At 36.1% G+C, this 17,922-nt stretch carries 16 protein-coding genes; 7 read left to right on the top strand and 9 right to left on the bottom strand.

Features of this window, described 5'->3' with window-relative positions; genetic code table 11:
* The first annotated feature begins 81 nt into the window (after positions 1-81).
* The gene (locus DBR39_RS16890) at positions 82-969 is read left to right on the top strand and encodes a mechanosensitive ion channel family protein (protein ID WP_103233119.1); all 888 of its coding nucleotides are present in this window, start codon (positions 82-84) and stop codon (positions 967-969) included.
* Positions 970-1,301: 332 nt separating this feature from the next.
* On the opposite strand, the gene sucC is transcribed toward DBR39_RS16890, so the two are convergent.
* Positions 1,302-2,492, bottom strand: coding sequence for an ADP-forming succinate--CoA ligase subunit beta (gene sucC / locus DBR39_RS16885; protein WP_103233118.1), 1,191 nt, complete (start codon positions 2,490-2,492; stop codon positions 1,302-1,304).
* A gap of 470 nt (positions 2,493-2,962) precedes the next feature.
* On the opposite strand from sucC, the gene DBR39_RS16880 reads away from it, so the two are divergent.
* From DBR39_RS16880 to DBR39_RS16870, 3 genes are read left to right on the top strand one after another with little or no spacing between them, the layout of a single operon-like run.
* On the top strand, positions 2,963-4,636 hold the full coding sequence (locus DBR39_RS16880; protein ID WP_124535050.1) for a peptidase domain-containing ABC transporter: 1,674 nt from the start codon (positions 2,963-2,965) through the stop codon (positions 4,634-4,636).
* A 1-nt stretch (position 4,637) separates the two neighbouring features.
* Positions 4,638-5,951 (top strand): HlyD family secretion protein, encoded by a 1,314-nt coding sequence (locus DBR39_RS16875; RefSeq protein WP_124535048.1) that lies wholly within the window; start codon positions 4,638-4,640, stop codon positions 5,949-5,951.
* Positions 5,935-7,338 (top strand): TolC family protein, encoded by a 1,404-nt coding sequence (locus tag DBR39_RS16870; RefSeq protein ID WP_185147207.1) that lies wholly within the window; start codon positions 5,935-5,937, stop codon positions 7,336-7,338. The genes DBR39_RS16875 and DBR39_RS16870 overlap by 17 nt, the downstream gene beginning before the upstream one ends.
* An 88-nt stretch (positions 7,339-7,426) precedes the next feature.
* Here the strand turns inward: DBR39_RS16870 and DBR39_RS16865 are convergent, their stop codons facing one another.
* The 6 genes from DBR39_RS16865 to DBR39_RS16845 form a co-directional block, all read right to left on the bottom strand.
* Positions 7,427-8,704 carry a chloride channel protein gene (locus DBR39_RS16865; protein WP_124535044.1) on the bottom strand — a complete coding sequence of 426 codons (1,278 nt, stop codon included), beginning with the start codon at positions 8,702-8,704 and terminating at the stop codon, positions 7,427-7,429.
* 79 nt (positions 8,705-8,783) lie between these two features.
* Positions 8,784-9,404 carry a hypothetical protein gene (locus DBR39_RS16860; RefSeq protein WP_124535042.1) on the bottom strand — a complete coding sequence of 207 codons (621 nt, stop codon included), beginning with the start codon at positions 9,402-9,404 and terminating at the stop codon, positions 8,784-8,786.
* Positions 9,405-9,535: 131 nt separating this feature from the next.
* The gene (locus DBR39_RS16855) at positions 9,536-9,922 is read right to left on the bottom strand and encodes a DUF423 domain-containing protein (protein ID WP_103233115.1); all 387 of its coding nucleotides are present in this window, start codon (positions 9,920-9,922) and stop codon (positions 9,536-9,538) included.
* A 1-nt stretch (position 9,923) separates the two neighbouring features.
* Positions 9,924-10,994, bottom strand: coding sequence for a hypothetical protein (locus tag DBR39_RS16850; RefSeq protein ID WP_124535040.1), 1,071 nt, complete (start codon positions 10,992-10,994; stop codon positions 9,924-9,926).
* Entirely contained in the window at positions 10,994-11,161 is a 168-nt protein-coding gene (locus DBR39_RS24310; protein WP_165828264.1) for a hypothetical protein, read from the bottom strand. Before DBR39_RS24310 ends, DBR39_RS16850 begins: the two co-directional genes overlap by 1 nt.
* Complete coding sequence (locus DBR39_RS16845) at positions 11,161-12,489, bottom strand: hydroxymethylglutaryl-CoA reductase, degradative (protein WP_124535038.1); 1,329 nt, start codon at positions 12,487-12,489, stop codon at positions 11,161-11,163. Before DBR39_RS16845 ends, DBR39_RS24310 begins: the two co-directional genes overlap by 1 nt.
* A 156-nt stretch (positions 12,490-12,645) precedes the next feature.
* Between DBR39_RS16845 and DBR39_RS16840 the strand changes: the two genes are divergently transcribed.
* Both DBR39_RS16840 and DBR39_RS16835 read left to right on the top strand, forming a co-directional pair.
* The gene (locus tag DBR39_RS16840; RefSeq protein WP_124535036.1) at positions 12,646-13,905 is read left to right on the top strand and encodes a putative DNA modification/repair radical SAM protein; all 1,260 of its coding nucleotides are present in this window, start codon (positions 12,646-12,648) and stop codon (positions 13,903-13,905) included.
* Between the two features lie 172 nt (positions 13,906-14,077).
* The gene (locus DBR39_RS16835) at positions 14,078-14,836 is read left to right on the top strand and encodes a TIGR03915 family putative DNA repair protein (RefSeq protein ID WP_124535035.1); all 759 of its coding nucleotides are present in this window, start codon (positions 14,078-14,080) and stop codon (positions 14,834-14,836) included.
* Between the two features lie 434 nt (positions 14,837-15,270).
* Here the strand turns inward: DBR39_RS16835 and DBR39_RS16830 are convergent, their stop codons facing one another.
* The gene (locus tag DBR39_RS16830) at positions 15,271-16,071 is read right to left on the bottom strand and encodes a DNA alkylation repair protein (protein ID WP_124535033.1); all 801 of its coding nucleotides are present in this window, start codon (positions 16,069-16,071) and stop codon (positions 15,271-15,273) included.
* Positions 16,072-16,166: 95 nt separating this feature from the next.
* On the opposite strand from DBR39_RS16830, the gene DBR39_RS16825 reads away from it, so the two are divergent.
* Entirely contained in the window at positions 16,167-16,508 is a 342-nt protein-coding gene (locus DBR39_RS16825; protein ID WP_124535031.1) for a winged helix-turn-helix transcriptional regulator, read from the top strand.
* A 147-nt stretch (positions 16,509-16,655) separates the two neighbouring features.
* Here DBR39_RS16825 and DBR39_RS16820 read toward each other — a convergent pair whose 3' ends face one another.
* A complete protein-coding gene (locus DBR39_RS16820; RefSeq protein ID WP_124535029.1) occupies positions 16,656-17,891 on the bottom strand; it encodes a T9SS type A sorting domain-containing protein in 1,236 nt (411 codons plus the stop codon).
* Positions 17,892-17,922 lie beyond the last annotated feature (31 nt).

Genomic DNA, 17,922 nt, shown 5'->3' with positions numbered 1-17,922 from the left:
TATAGTCTACAAATTTAGTAGACTTTTTGGAACTGGCAAATTTTTTGCTGAAAATTTATATATTTAACTAAAATTTTATTCATGGAGAAAACCGGACTCACCTATATTGATTTGGTGTACAAGGTATTAGAGAATTGGTATGTAACTTTTGCAAAACTTACCCCAAAACTAATTGTCGGCATTTTAGTATTTACGTTCTTTCTGATTACCAGTAAATATTTAAGTCAGGCCGCCGTAAAATTATTTCACAAATTTTTCCCGAAAAGCCAAAAAGAAAGCTCGCTGGTTACTTTAATCAGCATATTCCGATTTCTGATCATGTTGATGGGAACCTTTATAGCCCTTGAAATAATGGGCTTCAGTGGTTTTCTTTGGAAGTTTATCGGAAGTTTAGGAGTAGCAGGAGTTATTGCCGGAGTCGCTTTAAAAGATCTTGTTTCAAGTATATTCTCCGGTATGCTGATCGGAATAGACAAAGCCTATAAAGTTGGAGATTATATTACAATTGGAGCACATTCTGGTACGGTACAGGAAATTGGTTTTTTAACCACCAAAATTCTTACGGATGACGGAAAGAAAGCATATATCCCCAATCAGGTCGTTTTCAATGCCCCCTTCTATAATATTACAGCCTCACCACAACGCAGAATTATTTTAAATTTTGAAATCCCTGCAGATGAAGATATCAGCAAAGCACAGAAAGGAATTCTTGATGTCGTTAAAAATCTTGATAATGTAGATAAGCTAGATACTGTAGAGGTGATCTTCACAGATCTGAAACAAGGCGCATTTAATCTTCAGGTGAAGTTCTGGATAAAAATAGGAGCTAATCTTGCACAGGTAAGAAGTAAGGCGTATTTAGGCATTAAAGAACGCTTTGATGCAGATAAAATTCTGTTGGTAACTCCTACGAGCATCAGTATTACAAGTGGAGAAAATATTGTACCTGAAAGTCATCAGGATAAGTAAAAAATCATTTATAAAAAGAAAACGTCACCTCAAAAAAGAGGTGGCTTTTTTATGGTGGTTCATTGAAGATGTTTAAACCTTATAGGTTTTAAAAACCTATAAGGTTTAGAATTTGAAAAAGTAAAATTTTTCTTCCTATATCCTTACAATTTCATCTCCGATAAAATTGTATACTTTATATTTCACCCTGATTTTGCAGATATATAAAAATCTGCGTAATCGCGTGATCAGCGAGAAAATTATAATATAAAATTTTGCGTCAGTATGTCTTTATCCAATAAAAAAACCGCTCCAAAAATGGAACGGTTTCTTATTTATTTGAAAATTTTAGATTACGCTAAAACTTCTTTTACTTTGTTTGCAGCTTCTTCTAAAGTAATTGCAGAGTGTACCGGAAGACCAGACTCGTCAATTAATTTCTTAGCTTCTACAGCGTTAGTTCCTTGTAATCTTACGATCAATGGAACCGGAAGGCTACCCATAGCTTTGTAAGCATCTACAACTCCCTGCGCTACTCTATCACATCTTACGATACCTCCGAAGATGTTGATCAAGATTGCTTTTACGTTTGGATCTCTTAAGATGATTCCGAAAGCAGTCTGTACTCTCTGAGCATCTGCAGTACCTCCTACGTCAAGGAAGTTAGCAGGGTTACCACCTGATAATTTGATGATATCCATAGTTGCCATTGCAAGACCAGCTCCGTTTACCATACAAGCAACGTTACCGTCTAGTTTTACGAAGTTAAGACCAGCTTCACCAGCTTCAACATCGATAGGATCTTCTTCTCTTGTATCTCTAAGAGCTTCAAGATCTTTGTGACGGAACAATGAGTTACCATCCAAAGTTACTTTAGCATCTACAGCGATAATTTTGTTATCAGAAGTTTTCAAAACCGGGTTGATTTCGAAAAGAGAAGCATCAATTCCTACATAAGCGTTATATAGAGAAGTAATGAATTTTGTGAATTCTTTGAAAGCATTCCCTTCAAGACCTAAGTTGAAAGCAATTTTTCTAGCCTGGAAACCTTGAAGTCCTAAAGTAGGATCAATCAATTCATTGTGGATCAAATGAGGAGTTACTTCAGCAACGTGCTCAATATCCATACCTCCTTCAGTAGAATATACGATTGTATTTTTACCTTCAGCTCTGTCTAAAAGAATAGAAACATAAAATTCTTTAGTTTCAGATTCTCCAGGATAATAAACATCCTCTGCCACCAATACAGAATTTACCAATTTACCTTCAGCAGAAGTTTGTGGAGTGATCAACTGCATTCCGATGATGTTCTGAGCGTTTTCTTTAAGTTTATCCATGTTTGGAGAGAACTTTACACCACCACCTTTACCACGTCCACCTGCGTGAATCTGTGCTTTTACAACCCAAGCCTGTGCTCCGGTTTCAGCAGTCAATTTCTCAGCAGCTGCTACAGCTTCATCTACGTTGTTTGCAACGAAACCACGTTGGATAGCTACTCCATACTTTGATAAAATCTCTTTTGATTGATACTCGTGAAGATTCATATTATTTTTATTATTTTATTTAAAAATTTAAAGGTTGACAAATTTACTAAAAATGAACAAGGTTAAAAAGAAATTTGTCGAACTTTTAATTCATTCTGCAACTTTAGGGACGATCTTCTCAGATTCAAAGCGGTGAATCTATGAATAATATGATAATGATCATAAAAAAACAGAATATCAGTCCTATATTCTAATGACATTTTAATCCCATTCTAATGTAGATAAGAACATTAACAAATCTCATCTCCTATCTTTGAAGCCCAGAAATAAAAGATATCTATGACATGAATTTTCATATAAAATTCACTTTGGATAAAAGCCTTATTTCATAAACTCAGAAAAATGTTTTCCGCTTATCATAATAAGTTTTCCGGAAAACGAAATGACATGTACTGAGACCGCATGTAATACTCCTGAGAAAATTCATCACCAAAAAAACAGTTAACCTTTTACTAAAGAAAGAAGAAAAAATGGAAATACCAGCTAATGAACAGGGAAAAAGGCTCATACGCTACATTACGAAAGAAAAAAAAGATGTTACCAATATTTATTTCTATGCTATTCTTAATGGTTTAGTCCTGCTAAGTGTTCCTTTAGGAATACAGTCTATTGTAAGTTTTGTAATGGGAGCTACCATGACAACTTCCATTTATATTCTCATATTTTTTGTTGTGGTAGGAACATGGCTTGCCGGGTATTTCAGGTTAAAGGTAATACAGATTATTGAAAAAATTCAGCAGAAAATATTTGTGGAATTTTCTATCGCTATTGCAGATAAAATACCTAAAGCAGATCTTTCTTATACCAGAAAATATTATCTCCCGGAGCTGGTCAACCGATTTTTTGACATTCCAAACCTACAGAAAGGAATTTCAAAAATTCTGTTGGAAATTCCCACCGCTCTGATCCAGATTGTTTTCGGAATTCTTTTGCTTTCTTTTTATCACGCATGGTTTCTAGCATTCGGAGCATTGGTGATTATTTCTGTGGTCATTATCTTCCGGTATACTATGGAAAGCGGGATCAAATCCAGTATTGAAGAAAGCAACAAAAAGTATGATACTGCAGCCTGGATAGAAGATATTGCAGGATCTGTGAAAACCTTTAAAATGCATTCTGAGAATCACCCTCACTTAAAAGGAACCGATGAAAGAGTGGTAGAATATCTGAAACACAGAACTTCTCATTTTAAAATTCTTGTATTTCAGTACAAGACCATTATCGCTTTTAAAGTCATTATTACATTAGCAATGCTAGCTATTGGGACGTATCTTCTGATCAATCAGAAATTGAATATCGGGGCTTTTATTGCCACAGAAATTGTTGTTTTAAGCATTATGTCTGCGGTAGAAAAGCTGATTGTAAGTCTTGAGAGTTATTATGATCTTATTGCCTCTTTTGCCAAACTTTCAAAAATCACGGAGCTTAAAGAAGAGCCCAACGGTGAAATTGTATTAGCTCAGAAAGAGAAGGGAACAGAGATAGAATTTAAAAATGTTAGTTTTTCATTTAATGAAAGTACTCTCATTTTTTCAGATTTGAATTTTAAAATTCGAGAAAACAGCATTACTGTTTTAACAGGTAAACTGGGAGCCGGAAAAACACTGCTTCTCAATATGATCACGGGATTTTTCGAGCCCAGCTCAGGAACAATACTATTGGACCGAATTCCTTTAAAAAACATTGATAAGCAGAAATTTAGAAATAATATAGGCCTGTACCTTGAAAATATGAAAATCATTCAGGGAACGGTGAAAGAGAATATCATATTGGGCAACTCCAAAAGCCATACGGAAGATATTCTTGAACTCTCAGAAAATATAGGAATAGAAAATATTTCCAGCATGTTCAGCAGCGGATTCTTCACTGAGGTAAGCGAGACTGATTCTGAAATCACCTTCAGTTCAAAGAAAAAAATACTGCTTCTGCGTGCTCTTCTTGGAGAAAAAAGGCTCATCATTCTCGAAAATCCTTTTGTGGGAATCCATGAAGAGTATCAGGATAAAATGATACAGTATCTCCAGCAGATAAAAGAAAAAACGACAATCATTATTGTGTCACAGGATCCTGAACTTCTGCAATATGCCGATCAGCATATTCATCTGGAAAACGGCACTTTAAAAACATATCAAAAAAAACAGTAAAATGAAATTACAGTCATTTGACAAAATATACCATATTCATAAGAAACCAAGGGTAAAAAGATGGTTCTTTTTTATTTTCATTGGGGGAATTATTACTTTATTCCTTCCCTGGACACAGAACATAAAAGTGAAAGGAAATGTAACTTCTCTTTATCAGGAACAGCGCCCGCAACAACTCCACTCTCCTATTCCAGGAAAAATTATCAGATGGAATGTAAAAAATGGAGATTATGTAAAGAAAGGAGATACTTTGCTGCAACTTTCAGAGATTAAAGATGATTATTTGGACCCCCTTTTAGTACAGAGAACACTGGAGCAGGTAAATGCTAAAAAAGGAGTCAGAAACTTCTATGAAGCTAAAGTAGGAACTGTTAAAAGCCAGCTGCAGGCACTACATTCGGCAAGAGAGCTAAAGCTTAGCCAGCTAAAGATCAAAATCAGCCAGCTAAACAACAAACTTATCGGTGAAGAGGCTGAACTGGAAGCTGCTGCCAATGAGCTTAAACTCTCCGAGGATCAGTTTACCCGGCAGAAAAAAATGTATGAGGAAGGTTTAGTTTCCCTTACCCAGTTTCAGCAGAGAAACATCTCCTATCAGAATGCCATCGCCAAAAAAACAGCTTCAGAAAATAAAACAGCTCAAACCCGCCAAGAAATTATCAATACAGGCATTGAACAGAATGCTGTGATTCAGGATTATACGGAGAAACTCAGTAAAATAGAAGGAGACCGCTTTCAGAACATGGGACAAATTGAAGGCAGTGACGGAGATATCGCCAAGCTTGAAAACCAGGTAGCCAACTACAAAGCAAGGCAGGGCCTATATTTCATTATTGCTTCGCAGGACGGTCAGGTGATACAACTCAACAAAACAGGGATTGGCGAAGTTTTAAAAGAGGGTGAAAACATAGGAACCATAGTCCCTACAACACTAGATTATGCCGTAGAGATTTTTATAAAACCGGTAGACCTTCCGCTTGTTAAAGAAGGGCAGCGCGTCATGTGTATCTTTGACGGTTTTCCGGCTATTGTATTTTCGGGATGGCCCAACTCCAGCTACGGAACATTTGCAGGCGAAGTGGTTGCCGTGGAAAGTAATATCAGTGCAAACGGACTTTTTAAAGCCCTGGTTATTGAGAATAAAGATGAAAAAAGATGGCCTCCTAAAATTAAAATGGGAGCCGGAGTACAGGGAATTGCTATTCTCAATGATGTTCCTATCTGGTATGAACTCTGGAGAAATATCAACGGCTTCCCACCGGATTATTATGAAGTGAAAAATGATCAAGCCACTAAATATGAAAAAACAAAATAAGCTTCTTTTTATACTAATCCTACTTTTTTTCCAACAGAGTAAAGCTCAGGACTCTCTCATGATTTCAGCAAAGGAGTTTCTGGAAGTAGTAAAGAATTATCATCCGCTGGCATTGAAATATCAGCTTCAAAATAAAATAGCCCAGTCAGAGATCACTAAAGCCAGAGGAAGCTTTGATCCGGTTTTGGGAGGAAAACTTGGAGAAAAAAACATTGACGGAGTGCCGTATTACAGACAGAAAAATATCGAGTTGGGTATTCCCACCTGGTATGGGGTTGATCTTACAGCAGGATATCAATATCTGGATGGTGAAAAACTCAATTCCAGTGAAACCAAAGGAGGCCTTTACAGTATGGGAATCACAGTTCCTTTGGCTAAAAATTTTTTGTATGATAAAAGAAGAGCAGTATTGGATCAGTCAAAATTTGCTTTAAAAATGACAGAAGCCGAACAGATTGTATTAACCAATGAACTTCTTCTTGAAGCAGAAAACACCTATTGGGAATGGACACAAAGCTTCGAAATTTACCAGATACAGACCCAAGCAGTTGAGATCAGCAGAAAGCGTTTAAAGTTTACCCAAAAAACTTTTGAATATGGTGAAAGAGCGGCTATAGATACTGTTGAGGCATCTTCACAACTACAGAACTTTGAACTTAAGCAGAAAGAAGCTTATTTAAACTTTATCAAAAACACCCAGCAGCTGCAGTTATTTCTATGGAAAGAGAATTGTGAAATTTATGAAATCTCACAGCTTATTTATCCCGCAGACCACCTTTCAGATCATACCGCTTACTCAGATTTTGAATTTCTATTACAGGAAATCAAAACAAAAGAAGCCGGCAGTCATTGGTCTGTATATTATTATCATCAGAAACATCATATTTTAGAAAGTGAACGGAAACTGAAATGGCAGAGCTTTCTTCCTAAACTTGATTTCACTTATAATTTTTTCAACAAAGAAAACTATCAGACGGATTATCTTCCCCTTTTTGATAACAATTTCCAATATGGCTTAAAGCTTGAAATTCCTGTATTCCAAAGGGAAGCCAAAGCAAGTTATCAAATGGCTAAAATTAAAATAGAACAAAATAAACTTGATACTGAATTTAAAAAGAGAGAACTTACGACTAAGATTGAAACCTATAAAAACGAACTTGTCAATTATCATGCTCAAATGAGCCTTTCACAAAACAATCTCGTGAATTATCAAAAACTTCTTACTGCAGAAGAAACAAAGTACACAAACGGTGAAAGCTCACTTTTCCTGATCAATTCGAGAGAAAATAAAATGATTGAGGCACAGGAAAAATTTATTTCCATCAAAACAAAATTTCTCAAAAGCTTCAATAAGCTTAAATGGATGAAAGAAAACTTCGCTTTATAAAACCAAAAAGTTCAGGAAATTCCTGAACTTTTTTATTGATATTCTGATTGTAAAAATACATCAGAAATTATTGTATAGATAAATATTCCTATTCTTCCGCTAATTTCTCAGACTGAGATCCAATGAACGGAATTTTCGGAGCCAGGAAATATCCTGTCAGGCTCGCAAATAATATCGGCACAAAATAGGTAAATCCGGTAAGAGTTCCCAAAATGATGGTTGTACTCATCGGGGTTCTTGTCACACAGGCATTGATGGCTGCCATACAGCTTACAATTGCTAAAGTGGTATCCACAGTTGGAAATAAATTGTGGATAATTAATCCCAACGTTGTTCCTACAAAAAACAGGGGAATGATAAAACCTCCTCTCCATCCCGAAGTTACCGTAATGGCAATGGCCAATATTTTAAAAATCAGAACTAAGATTAAAAAATTCAATCCGAAATTCCCGCCGATCAGCTGGTTGATTTCGTTATGTCCGAAGTATCTTGTAATGGGAAAATTATAGGCGATAATTCCTAAAATAATTCCCCCTACAAATGTTTTAATATAAATAGGAAATTGTCTGTATTCAAAAACTTTTTTGAAAAATTTGACTACAAAAATAAAGATCCATCCGAATAAAGTACCCACGATTCCAAAGGCTGTGGCATAAGCGAAGTCATATACTCCCGTGTAATGATATGCTTTCAGGTCCCAGGCTGCCCCAATTCCCAGATGGATGATCAAAGCAAACATCAGATAGCTGAAACAGCTTGCTACCAATGCAGGAATAATGGCTTTATAATACTCTACAGCATGTTTATGATGCAGAATTTCAAGAGAAAAAAGACTTCCTCCCAGCGGAGCTCCAAACAATGCTGTAAAACCTGAAGCCATCCCGGCAATACTCAAAGACCTCAGCTCTTCTCCTTTCAATCTGAAAATTTTCCCCAGCCAGGTTCCGGTGCTTCCAGTGACCTGTACCAACGGGGCTTCCGGTCCTAAACTTCCTCCTGATGCTACACAAAAAAGAGAAGAAAGGATCATTGAAGGATTATTCTTTGGCTCCAGTTTTCCTTTATTGAATCGGATGTTATTAACAATCAAATGAATTTCTCCGGGATCACCAATAAAATGAATGACTAGCCCAGCCAGCAATCCACAGATTGCCATCGTTGGAATCACCTGCCAGCCTTGAAATTCAGCCAGAAATTCGGTGAAATGCTCCAACACGATCCAATATCCGCCGGCAATGATACCGCCTACAAGACCTGTAACGGCCCACATAAAAAAAGTACGGCTGAACACAAACGGGTTAAATCTGATGGGCTGATCCAAAAGATCAAATGTTCTGATTAAGCGTCTTCTTCTATTGATTTTCATTTTAATTTATTTTAAATAGTAAAAGAATATCATCATTTGTCTTTACTGATTATTACCGTTTTGATAATACGTATCTTATTTATTCGAATCTTAATATAATGGGCTGTGCAAAGGTTTGGACAATCGGTTTTTTGTTATAAAGCAAAGGCTTTTCCAAGCCTCCGATTGCATACAGGAACAGTGCACTAATGATGCTGAATTCTGTATTAGATGATTCGCTATATTTTACTTTTTTGAACCTCCCATCCACATCAATTGTAAAATTCAGTTTACAACGATAGCTTTCTCCGTAAAAATCTTCCATTAAATAAATGGGAAAATCAAGCGTCAACCGTTTTTTCAACTCTTCAAGCTGTTGGTAGTTTTCAACCTCAGCAATATCAACGGATTTATTTTTCACTTCCTTCGGAGGCGTAATTCCTGTTTGAGATACATTATTTTCGACCTGTATTCCGCTCGCTGTTTTAAAGGAAATACTTGGATCTATTTTTCCGATGATCACTTCTTTGTCATAGATGCTTTGATACAGTTTTTTTAGATCCTTTAATTTTTCACCGTAAAAGCCTCCATACTTTTGACGATATAAAGCCGCATCTTTTTTGTAATCGTAGCGTTTAACACTATCGGAAAAGCGCTTTTGTATATTTTTTACTTCTGTTATAATAGTACTATTCTGTAATTTCTTTCCTTGGGCATTCATTTTTTGAACACTTAAACAAGAAATCATCAGCGCAACAAAAAACAGTAAAAAACGATAAGCCATGGTGGAATTCTTCAATAAAGAATCTAGATAATATATCGTAGATTTCATTTTTTGCCTGAATTGCAAAATTAAATTCTGTTTTTAGTAAAATAAAAAATAAGCATTCCCCAGCTTAAAATCATCATCAATCCTCCAAGCGGTGTAATAGGTCCTAAGAATTTAAGATTCATTCCTAAATAATCCTGCATGCTCAGGAAATAGATGCTCACTGAGAATAAAAGTGTTCCTGCAATCATTAAAATGGAAGTCCATTTTTCAGCAGAAGTTTCAAATTTTAAGATATATCCAATGATCAGCAGGAAAAAAGCTGCATACATCTGGTATCGTACTCCTGTTTCAAAACTTTCCAGTCTTTCCACAGCTAATATTTTCTTTAAAGCATGCGCACCGAATGCACCCAGGATCACAGATACCATTCCGTAAACCGCTCCAAAAACTAAAGTAATTGTTTTCATTTTATAACTCTTCTAATTCTAAGGTTAAATATTTTTTTGTTTTATGATCTTGCCAGGTTCCGATGATTTTATTTCCCTTCAGGTCGGCTTCCACCAGAGCTCTTGGGATCCATTCATTCAGTTCTTCACTATGATAATCATCTTCTGTGATAGAAAAATGGTTATGAACAAATTCTCCTCTCCAATTGATTGGCTTCTTATTCTTATCATACCAATAGGTGGCTGAGAAGGAATCGTCCTCATTGATTTCGTTAAATAAAACCGTAATAGGATATTTTCCGTCAATTTTTCCTTTGTATAATTTATTTCCGGGACCCGTCTGACCTATCTTTTCAGAACCTGATATTAGATTTTTCCCATAAATGCTCAAGTATTTTTCAAGTTCTTTATAGGTAAATTCAAGTTCATGGCTTCCCAGATCATCCAATGCCCGCATCGCATGGTTGGAGCATCTGCCTGCCACAAAAGTAATTTTATCCTTTCCAAAAAAATATCGGATCCCATTCAAAGTATAATCCATGAAGCATCCCTCATACAACCCAATCTGCTCCTGAACTTCTTCTGATGGTTTCTTTTCTGATCTTAATCTAGCAAGAAAGTCACTCACTCTTTTTTTGACTTTCTTTTGGATCAAACCATTGACCGTTTTGGTGCTTCCTGTTTGAAATAAATCTTCAGCATTGATATAGTTTCCTGTTCTCAGATCGAAATTTTTCCAGTCTGCAAATTCTTCAGGATATGCTCCCGAAGCTTCTCCATTGATCCCTATACTTAAAATATTTTTGGGCGTATCCAGTTTCTCCCAATTATAAAAATAAACATAATTGGAGTATGAATTCGTTGCTGTAGAAGCCAGTTTAAAAGGATTCCCGCCTGAATTCGGAATATATTCCAATTCGTTTACCTGCAGAAATGTATTGATCTTACTGGCAACCTCCGGATTTCCTGCATACGTAACAACAGGAAATACAAAGTTTTCAGATTTCGGCTGCAAATCATTTATTTTCAAATTTTTCTGCTGCGAAAAACTTAAACCGGAAATCAACAGGAAGAATACAATACTTTTTTTCACTATTTTGATTTTAGGTACATTAAAATGAACTTGGCAACCAAAGTAGAAATTCCCAGGATGATAAACATATTGGCAAATCTCTTGGAGCTTCTGAAGCCTTCATTATTCGTTTTCTTTAAAAAAAATCCGAAGAGAAGGAATACGATTGGCAAAATGATCTGTAACATTAGTTTCCTCTCATTCTGTTAAACTCATTGATCACCTCATGATGGCTTACCGTTTTATCTTTGAAATACGTCACAAAGTGCTGTTTTTCTTCTTCGGTAGCTCCCAATTGGTTCAGAATATTTAATAGGTGCATTTTCATGTGTCCTTTCTGGATCCCTGTGGTTACCAAAGAACGTAATGCACCAAAGTTTTGGGCCAGACCTGAAACTGCCAGAATACTCATCAATTCCTGTGCAGAAGGTTTTCCAAGAAGTGCTAAAGAGAATTTTACCAAAGGGTGAAGATTGGTAAGCCCTCCTACTACTCCAACAGAAATAGGAAGATCAATCCAGAATCTGAAAACTCCGTTGTCTGTAGTACAGTGTGTCAGAGATCTGTATTGTCCGTCTCTCGCTGCATAAGCATGTGCGCAGGCTTCTGTAGCCCTGAAGTCATTTCCGGTAGCAATCACAACAGCATCTACTCCGTTCATTACTCCTTTATTGTGTGTTGTAGCACGGTAAGGTTCAATTTCTGCAATGGTAACTGCCTGTTTGAATTTAGAAGCAAATTCTTCAGGAGAAATTCCACTGTCATCTTTTAAATCTTCCATTTTACAGGAAACCTCAGCTCTCACGATACAGTCAGGAGTAAAGTTGGAAAGGATATTCATTACGATCTGCAATGAATTCTTTTCGTCCTGAGTAAAGTCTTCGCTGGTAGCAACTTCCTGTCTCAATGTTTTCCCGAACTGCTCCAGACAAGAATTGATAAAGTTTGCTCCCATTGAGTCTACCGTATCAAAGCTTGCTTTCAACTGGTAATAATTCGGCATTTCTGCAGTTTTATCAACCAGAGCGATATTAAGAATACCTCCACCACGTTTTCTCATGTTGGCGGTAATATCTTCTGTTATTTCAAATAACTTTTTCTTTAAATTAAAATTAAAGAAATGTAATAGTTTGTGAGGCTCTACATTAAAAATAAAGTGGGTGTGTCCCAGTTTTTCAGTATTGATAATGGTTGTTTTAAAACCTCCTTTGTCGATCCAGAATTTTGCTGCTTTGGAAGCGGCTGCTACTACAGAACTTTCTTCAACAGCCATTGGAAGTGCCAATAGTTTTCCGTCGATCAAGAAGTTCGGAGCAATTCCGTAGGGCATATAAAAATTGGAGATGGTATTTTCAGAAAATTCTTCGTGAAGTTTCTGAAGATCTGCATCATCGTTCCAATACTGCTTTAATATATGTTGATATTCCTGGTTTCCTTCAAGGTATTCGTTTACGAGCCATTCAATTTTCCCCTGCTTTGGAAGCTTAGAAAAACCTTCGATTGGTTTATGATTCATGATATAAACTTTAATGAGCCGTAAATATAATGATTTTGAGGTTCTTTTTTGTTGATAACTTCTATGAAAAAAGGTTGACATTTATCAATTTTGGAACTAAATTTGAACAAAAATACAACAGTATTTAGATACAAACAATATCAAACATTTAAAAGTATGAATTTTGACCGCCTTAAAGAAAAGCTTGAAATCCTTGCAGATGCAGCGAAATATGATGTTTCCTGTTCATCAAGCGGAGGTACGAGGAAGAATAAAAAAGGAGCTTTAGGGGACAGTTCCGCAAGCGGGATTTGTCATACTTATACAGAAGACGGCAGATGTGTTTCTTTGCTTAAAATTCTATTGACCAATCATTGTATCTACGATTGTGCCTACTGTGTTTCCAGAAGTTCAAATGATATTAAAAGGGCTGCTTTTACGGTAGAAGAAGTCGTAGATCTTACCATCAGTTTTTACCGCAGAAATTATATTGAAGGGTTGTTTCTCAGCTCGGGAATTTTCAAAAATGCAGATACAACGATGGAAAGGCTTGTAAGAGTTGCCAAAAAACTTCGTCTGGAAGAAAACTTTAACGGGTATATTCATCTAAAATCTATTCCGGGAGCAAGCGATGAGCTGATGCAGGAAGCGGCTTTGTATGCAGACAGATTATCGGTAAATATTGAAATCCCCACAGAAAGCGGATTAAAGCTTCTGGCACCGGAGAAGAACAGACAGGATATGATCAGCCCGATGCGCTATATTCAAAAGGGAATTATTCAGTATCAGGATGAAAAAAAGATACTGAGGAAAGTTCCCAAATTTGCTCCGGCAGGGCAGTCTACCCAGATGATTGTGGGAGCAACCAATGAAAATGACCTGCAGATCATCAAAGTTGCCGATCATTTTTATAAAAATTTCAATCTGAAAAGGGTTTATTATTCGGGGTATGTTCCGGTTTTGGAAGATAAAAGGCTGCCGTCTTTAACAACGGAGGTTCCCATGCTTCGCGAAAACCGGCTGTATCAGTCGGACTGGCTGATGAGATTTTATGGTTTCAAAGCGGAGGAGATTTTAGATCCGAATGTTCCTTTCCTTGATCTGGAGGTAGATCCTAAATTAAGCTGGGCATTACGAAATCTGGATCAGTTTCCGGTGAATCTACAGACCGCAGAGTACCAAATGATTCTAAGAATTCCGGGAATTGGGGTAAAAACGGCCCAGAAAATTGTCAGTGCTAGACGTTTTCAGATCTTAACAATGGATCATTTGAAAAAACTGGGAGCAGCCGTCAACCGGGCAAAATATTTTATTGACTTCAATGCCGGGAATGCATATCTCAGATATTTAACCGATAAAAACTTTAGAAAGATGTTAGTAGGTGGAAGTTCATCCAAATTTCACAATCAGTTTTCCCAACAGCTGAGTTTATTTTGATCTTCAACACAAATGACACAAACATTTTCACGAATCATCACTAATTTATTGCTTCGATATAACAGCACATTTGTCATTCCAACGAAGGAAGAATCTTTCCAACCAACCAGATTCTTCATTTTATTTCATTCAGAATGACAAACCAACTCAATTTTAAATTTTAATTAAATACATGACAACCCTACTCTACGACGGAAGTTTTGACGGTCTTTTCACAGCGATATTTGAAGTTTTCGAATACCGTTATAATGATGTGGAGATTGCAAACAGGGAAAGGTTTCATCAGGAAAATATTTTTGCAGAGATTCATGAAGTCATTACCCAGCCAGAAAAATCTGAGAGAGTTGTTAATAAATTGGAACAAAATATTGGAAAATCCGGAATTCATCAGCTTTTGAAAGTTTTTTTATCTGAAGATCCAGAACTTGAAAACCTCATCTTATCTACTGTCAGACAATCCATCAAACATCCGGCAATAAATATTCTTGAAAATTTTGCAGACTCTGATATTTTAAAAATTTCTAAAATCTGTAAATCTGTGGACAGAGAAAGACACCGAATGACCGCTTTTGTCCGTTTTGAAAAAATGAAAGATGATGTTTTTTTCGCTAAAATAGATCCCGACTTCAATGTTCTTCCATTGATCAGAAAACATTTTAATGATCGGTATCAGGATCAGAAATGGATGATCTACGATCTACGGAGAAATTACGGAATCCTTTATGACCTGGAAAGCTGTGACTTCTTCTCTCCTGATGAAAAGCTGGATTTCCATCAGTATCAGCAGAAATTCCATGATGAGGAAAAAAATTACCAGACTCTTTGGCAGCGCTATTTTACAAAAACCAATATTGTGGAAAGGAAAAATATGAAGCTCCACATTCAGCATGTTCCAAAAAGGTACTGGAAGTATCTGACTGAAAAATGGTAAAATGATCCTCAAAAACTTTAATTGTGTTCTCGCTGATTAAGCTGATCACGTAGATTTTCAGTGATCAATTTCCTCCTGTATTCTTGTCATATCCGTCTAAAATTTGAATCAATAATTCCATATTGTGGATAACTTTTTATTTTGACGAAAAAACAGATCGCTTCAAGCTCTTTTGTGAAGCATACTATTTAATCAACTCATTTTATGATAGATATAATTCACATTAATCGAAAACCGACATTGTGGATAACTTTTTTTCAGTTAACAAATAGTTAACATTGGAACTATTTCAATAGTATTCTACATTTAAAAACTGAGCAAATAAAGTCATTCCTTAAAAGAATAAGGACTATGAAAAGGTTATATAAACGTATGTAAATCTGTAATTTATCTGATAAAAAACTAAACCTACATCTGCTTTTTGTGGATAACTTTTACTTTTTGATGGTTCGTAAGGCTTTCTTGACGATATATTGCGTTTCTTTTGTCGGACTTTCCCGAAGCCATTCATCACAGATTTCTACCACAAACTCGGGTTGTGATTTACTGGCATCATTCAGCCAATTACCGACACTATCTTGTACATATCTGGAAGAATCGGATCGCAGGGATTCTAAAATTTCCAGTCCTAATCCCGGATTTTGTTTTAAAACATTGATATGCTCACACCAAACTCCTCTTGGTCTGGTAGATTCACTGGCAAAGCGTCTGACGTTTTCATTATCATGCTGAGTCCATTCTAATAAAATGGATAAACTTTCATCAAGATTTTTTGAGATATCAGGCCGTACAGTCATCCAGCAGATTTCTCTCACTCCAAAATGAGTATCACAAGCGAATGCCTGAATTCTGTTTAATTTTTCATTAAGTTTTAATGCATCGTTTCTTCCAATAGTATAAGCAGCCCAGCAACGCACCAGGTCTGCCGGATGGGTTGAGAGTTTCTGCAGAAATTCATCATCTTTATTTTTTGTTGCCAAAGTAAGCAGTCCAACTCCAATAGCTTCATTAATGGTATTAACAGTTTGCTTTTTCAGTTGGTCAACATTTTCTAAAACCGGCTTCAAATATTCTATCCGATTATTCTGTTGAAGTAAATTTTCTAACAATAGCCTCTGATCTACCGCAAGCCACTCTGTAAGATTTGCCGTTTCAATGTCTCCCCGATTCAATTGTTCTAAAATATCCGGAGGAATCTCTTTGATGGAGCGGGCGCCTTTTCGTTTTTCTGCCATAGCACTTTTATGATTAATTTTACAAAAATCTGAAACTAAGTGAATATAAGCAATACCGCATATTTTTCACCCATAGGGATAAAAAAGTCAATTTTATGGAAACAAAGGAAAGAGCTGAAGAAAATAAAATTTGCCCATTAGAAGTAGCCGTGAATACAATTAGTGGAAAATGGAAAATTCCTATTGTATGGCAGATCAATGAAGGGAAAAAACGTCCGAGTGAGTTTCTTCGGGGAATCGCCAAAGTCGATCGAAGAGTTCTGAATCAGCAACTCAACGAAATGGTAGAGGATGGTATTCTGGAAAAGCAATCATTTAATGAGCTGCCACCACGCGTGGAATATACACTTACAGAACTCGGACAAAAATTGGTTGATATTCTTTGGCAGCTAAACGACTGGGGAAAACTTTTAATTCCTATTGATAAAAACAGGTAAATACTCCCCATTATTTTATCTCTCTCAAATGTAATATAGGTGGTAGTTTTCCACTAACTTCTATAAAATCGGTTACATTTGAGAGAAATAAAAAGTAAAAATAATATTGCGTGAGATTTTCAAACTGACAGCTTTCTTTCCTATCCATTACTCCTTGATGAGTTTATAATGTACCCAGCCTGAATTCTCCAAAAGAATTTTAATAAAATAAATTCCAGAACTGTATGAGGAAACTTCTTCCTGATACACTTTTGATCTGATATTTTTCTTTTTCATTACCATATTTCCTGAAGCTGTATAAATTTCTATGGCTGAAATAAGTTCTGCACTCTCAATTTTAAAAAATTCTGTTGCCGGATTTGGATATATTTTCAGCTTTTGACTATTCACCTCACTAACAGATAATTGAGATGTTGAAATTTGTTTGATTTTAGTTATCTGACAGTTTCCACTAAAAGCAGATAAGCTGACATTGTAAGTACCAGGTACTGCAAACTGATGAACTGGATTCTGTTGTACAGAAGTTGAACCATCTCCAAAATTCCATAAAACATTCGTAAAGTTTACCGATTGGTTCTGAAAATTCACATTCAGACCATTCATATTATAATTAAAATTTGAAAAAAGATTAAAACTTGAAAGATTCCAGTCGTTGATATTATTAAGAACGACATCATCAGCAATTCCCTGAAAATATGCGGCATCAGCCTGTGAAACTCCGGCAAGATAAGAGCTTTGAGATATATTTTCCTGATAAATTGAAGCATATATAGCAGAAGCAATTAAGTAGCTGCCATTCAAATTTGGATGTACATCTCCATAACTGGAATGTAAACGAAGGTCCTGAGTACTCTGATAATGCTTCTTGGCAGCTTCCCCCGCAGGAATCATCGGAATCTGCATCAATCCGGACATCTTGTGTATAGAATCTCTGATCTTTTGCTGGGTAATATAATAGTTCGGATAAGCATTGGCAGAAGCTATTCCATTGCTTATTTCATATAAAAAGATCTGGGCGCATGGACTGTATTTTTTGATAGAATCTTTTATACGGTTTCCTCTTTGCGCTGTAATACTAACCGGAAAACTAGCTCCTCCGGATTCACCTGTACCCGGCTGCATGACTACTTTGTCAAAAATATTGCTTCTGATAATATCATATAATGTGCTGTTACTTACATGATCTACAAACCCTGTTCCCCCCGGAGTATGCTGAACAGTCTGGATGGTCCTTCCTTTTGACTGGGCAATCCCGGAAAAAATATCCGGCATATTATTAAAATAGGTCATACTATTTCCGATAAACAATACTTTTTCTGTCGTATTTTGTGAAAAGATGTTAATCCAGAAACCCAATAAAAAAACAAATAGATATTTTACCATATTTACATTATTAAAAATAAACGCTTGAAAT

Source organism: Chryseobacterium sp. KBW03 (genome assembly GCF_003852415.1).
In the GTDB taxonomy this organism is placed as follows: domain Bacteria; phylum Bacteroidota; class Bacteroidia; order Flavobacteriales; family Weeksellaceae; genus Chryseobacterium; species Chryseobacterium viscerum.
Note: the sequence above shows the minus strand (reverse complement) of the source record. Positions and strands in the feature narration are given on the sequence as shown.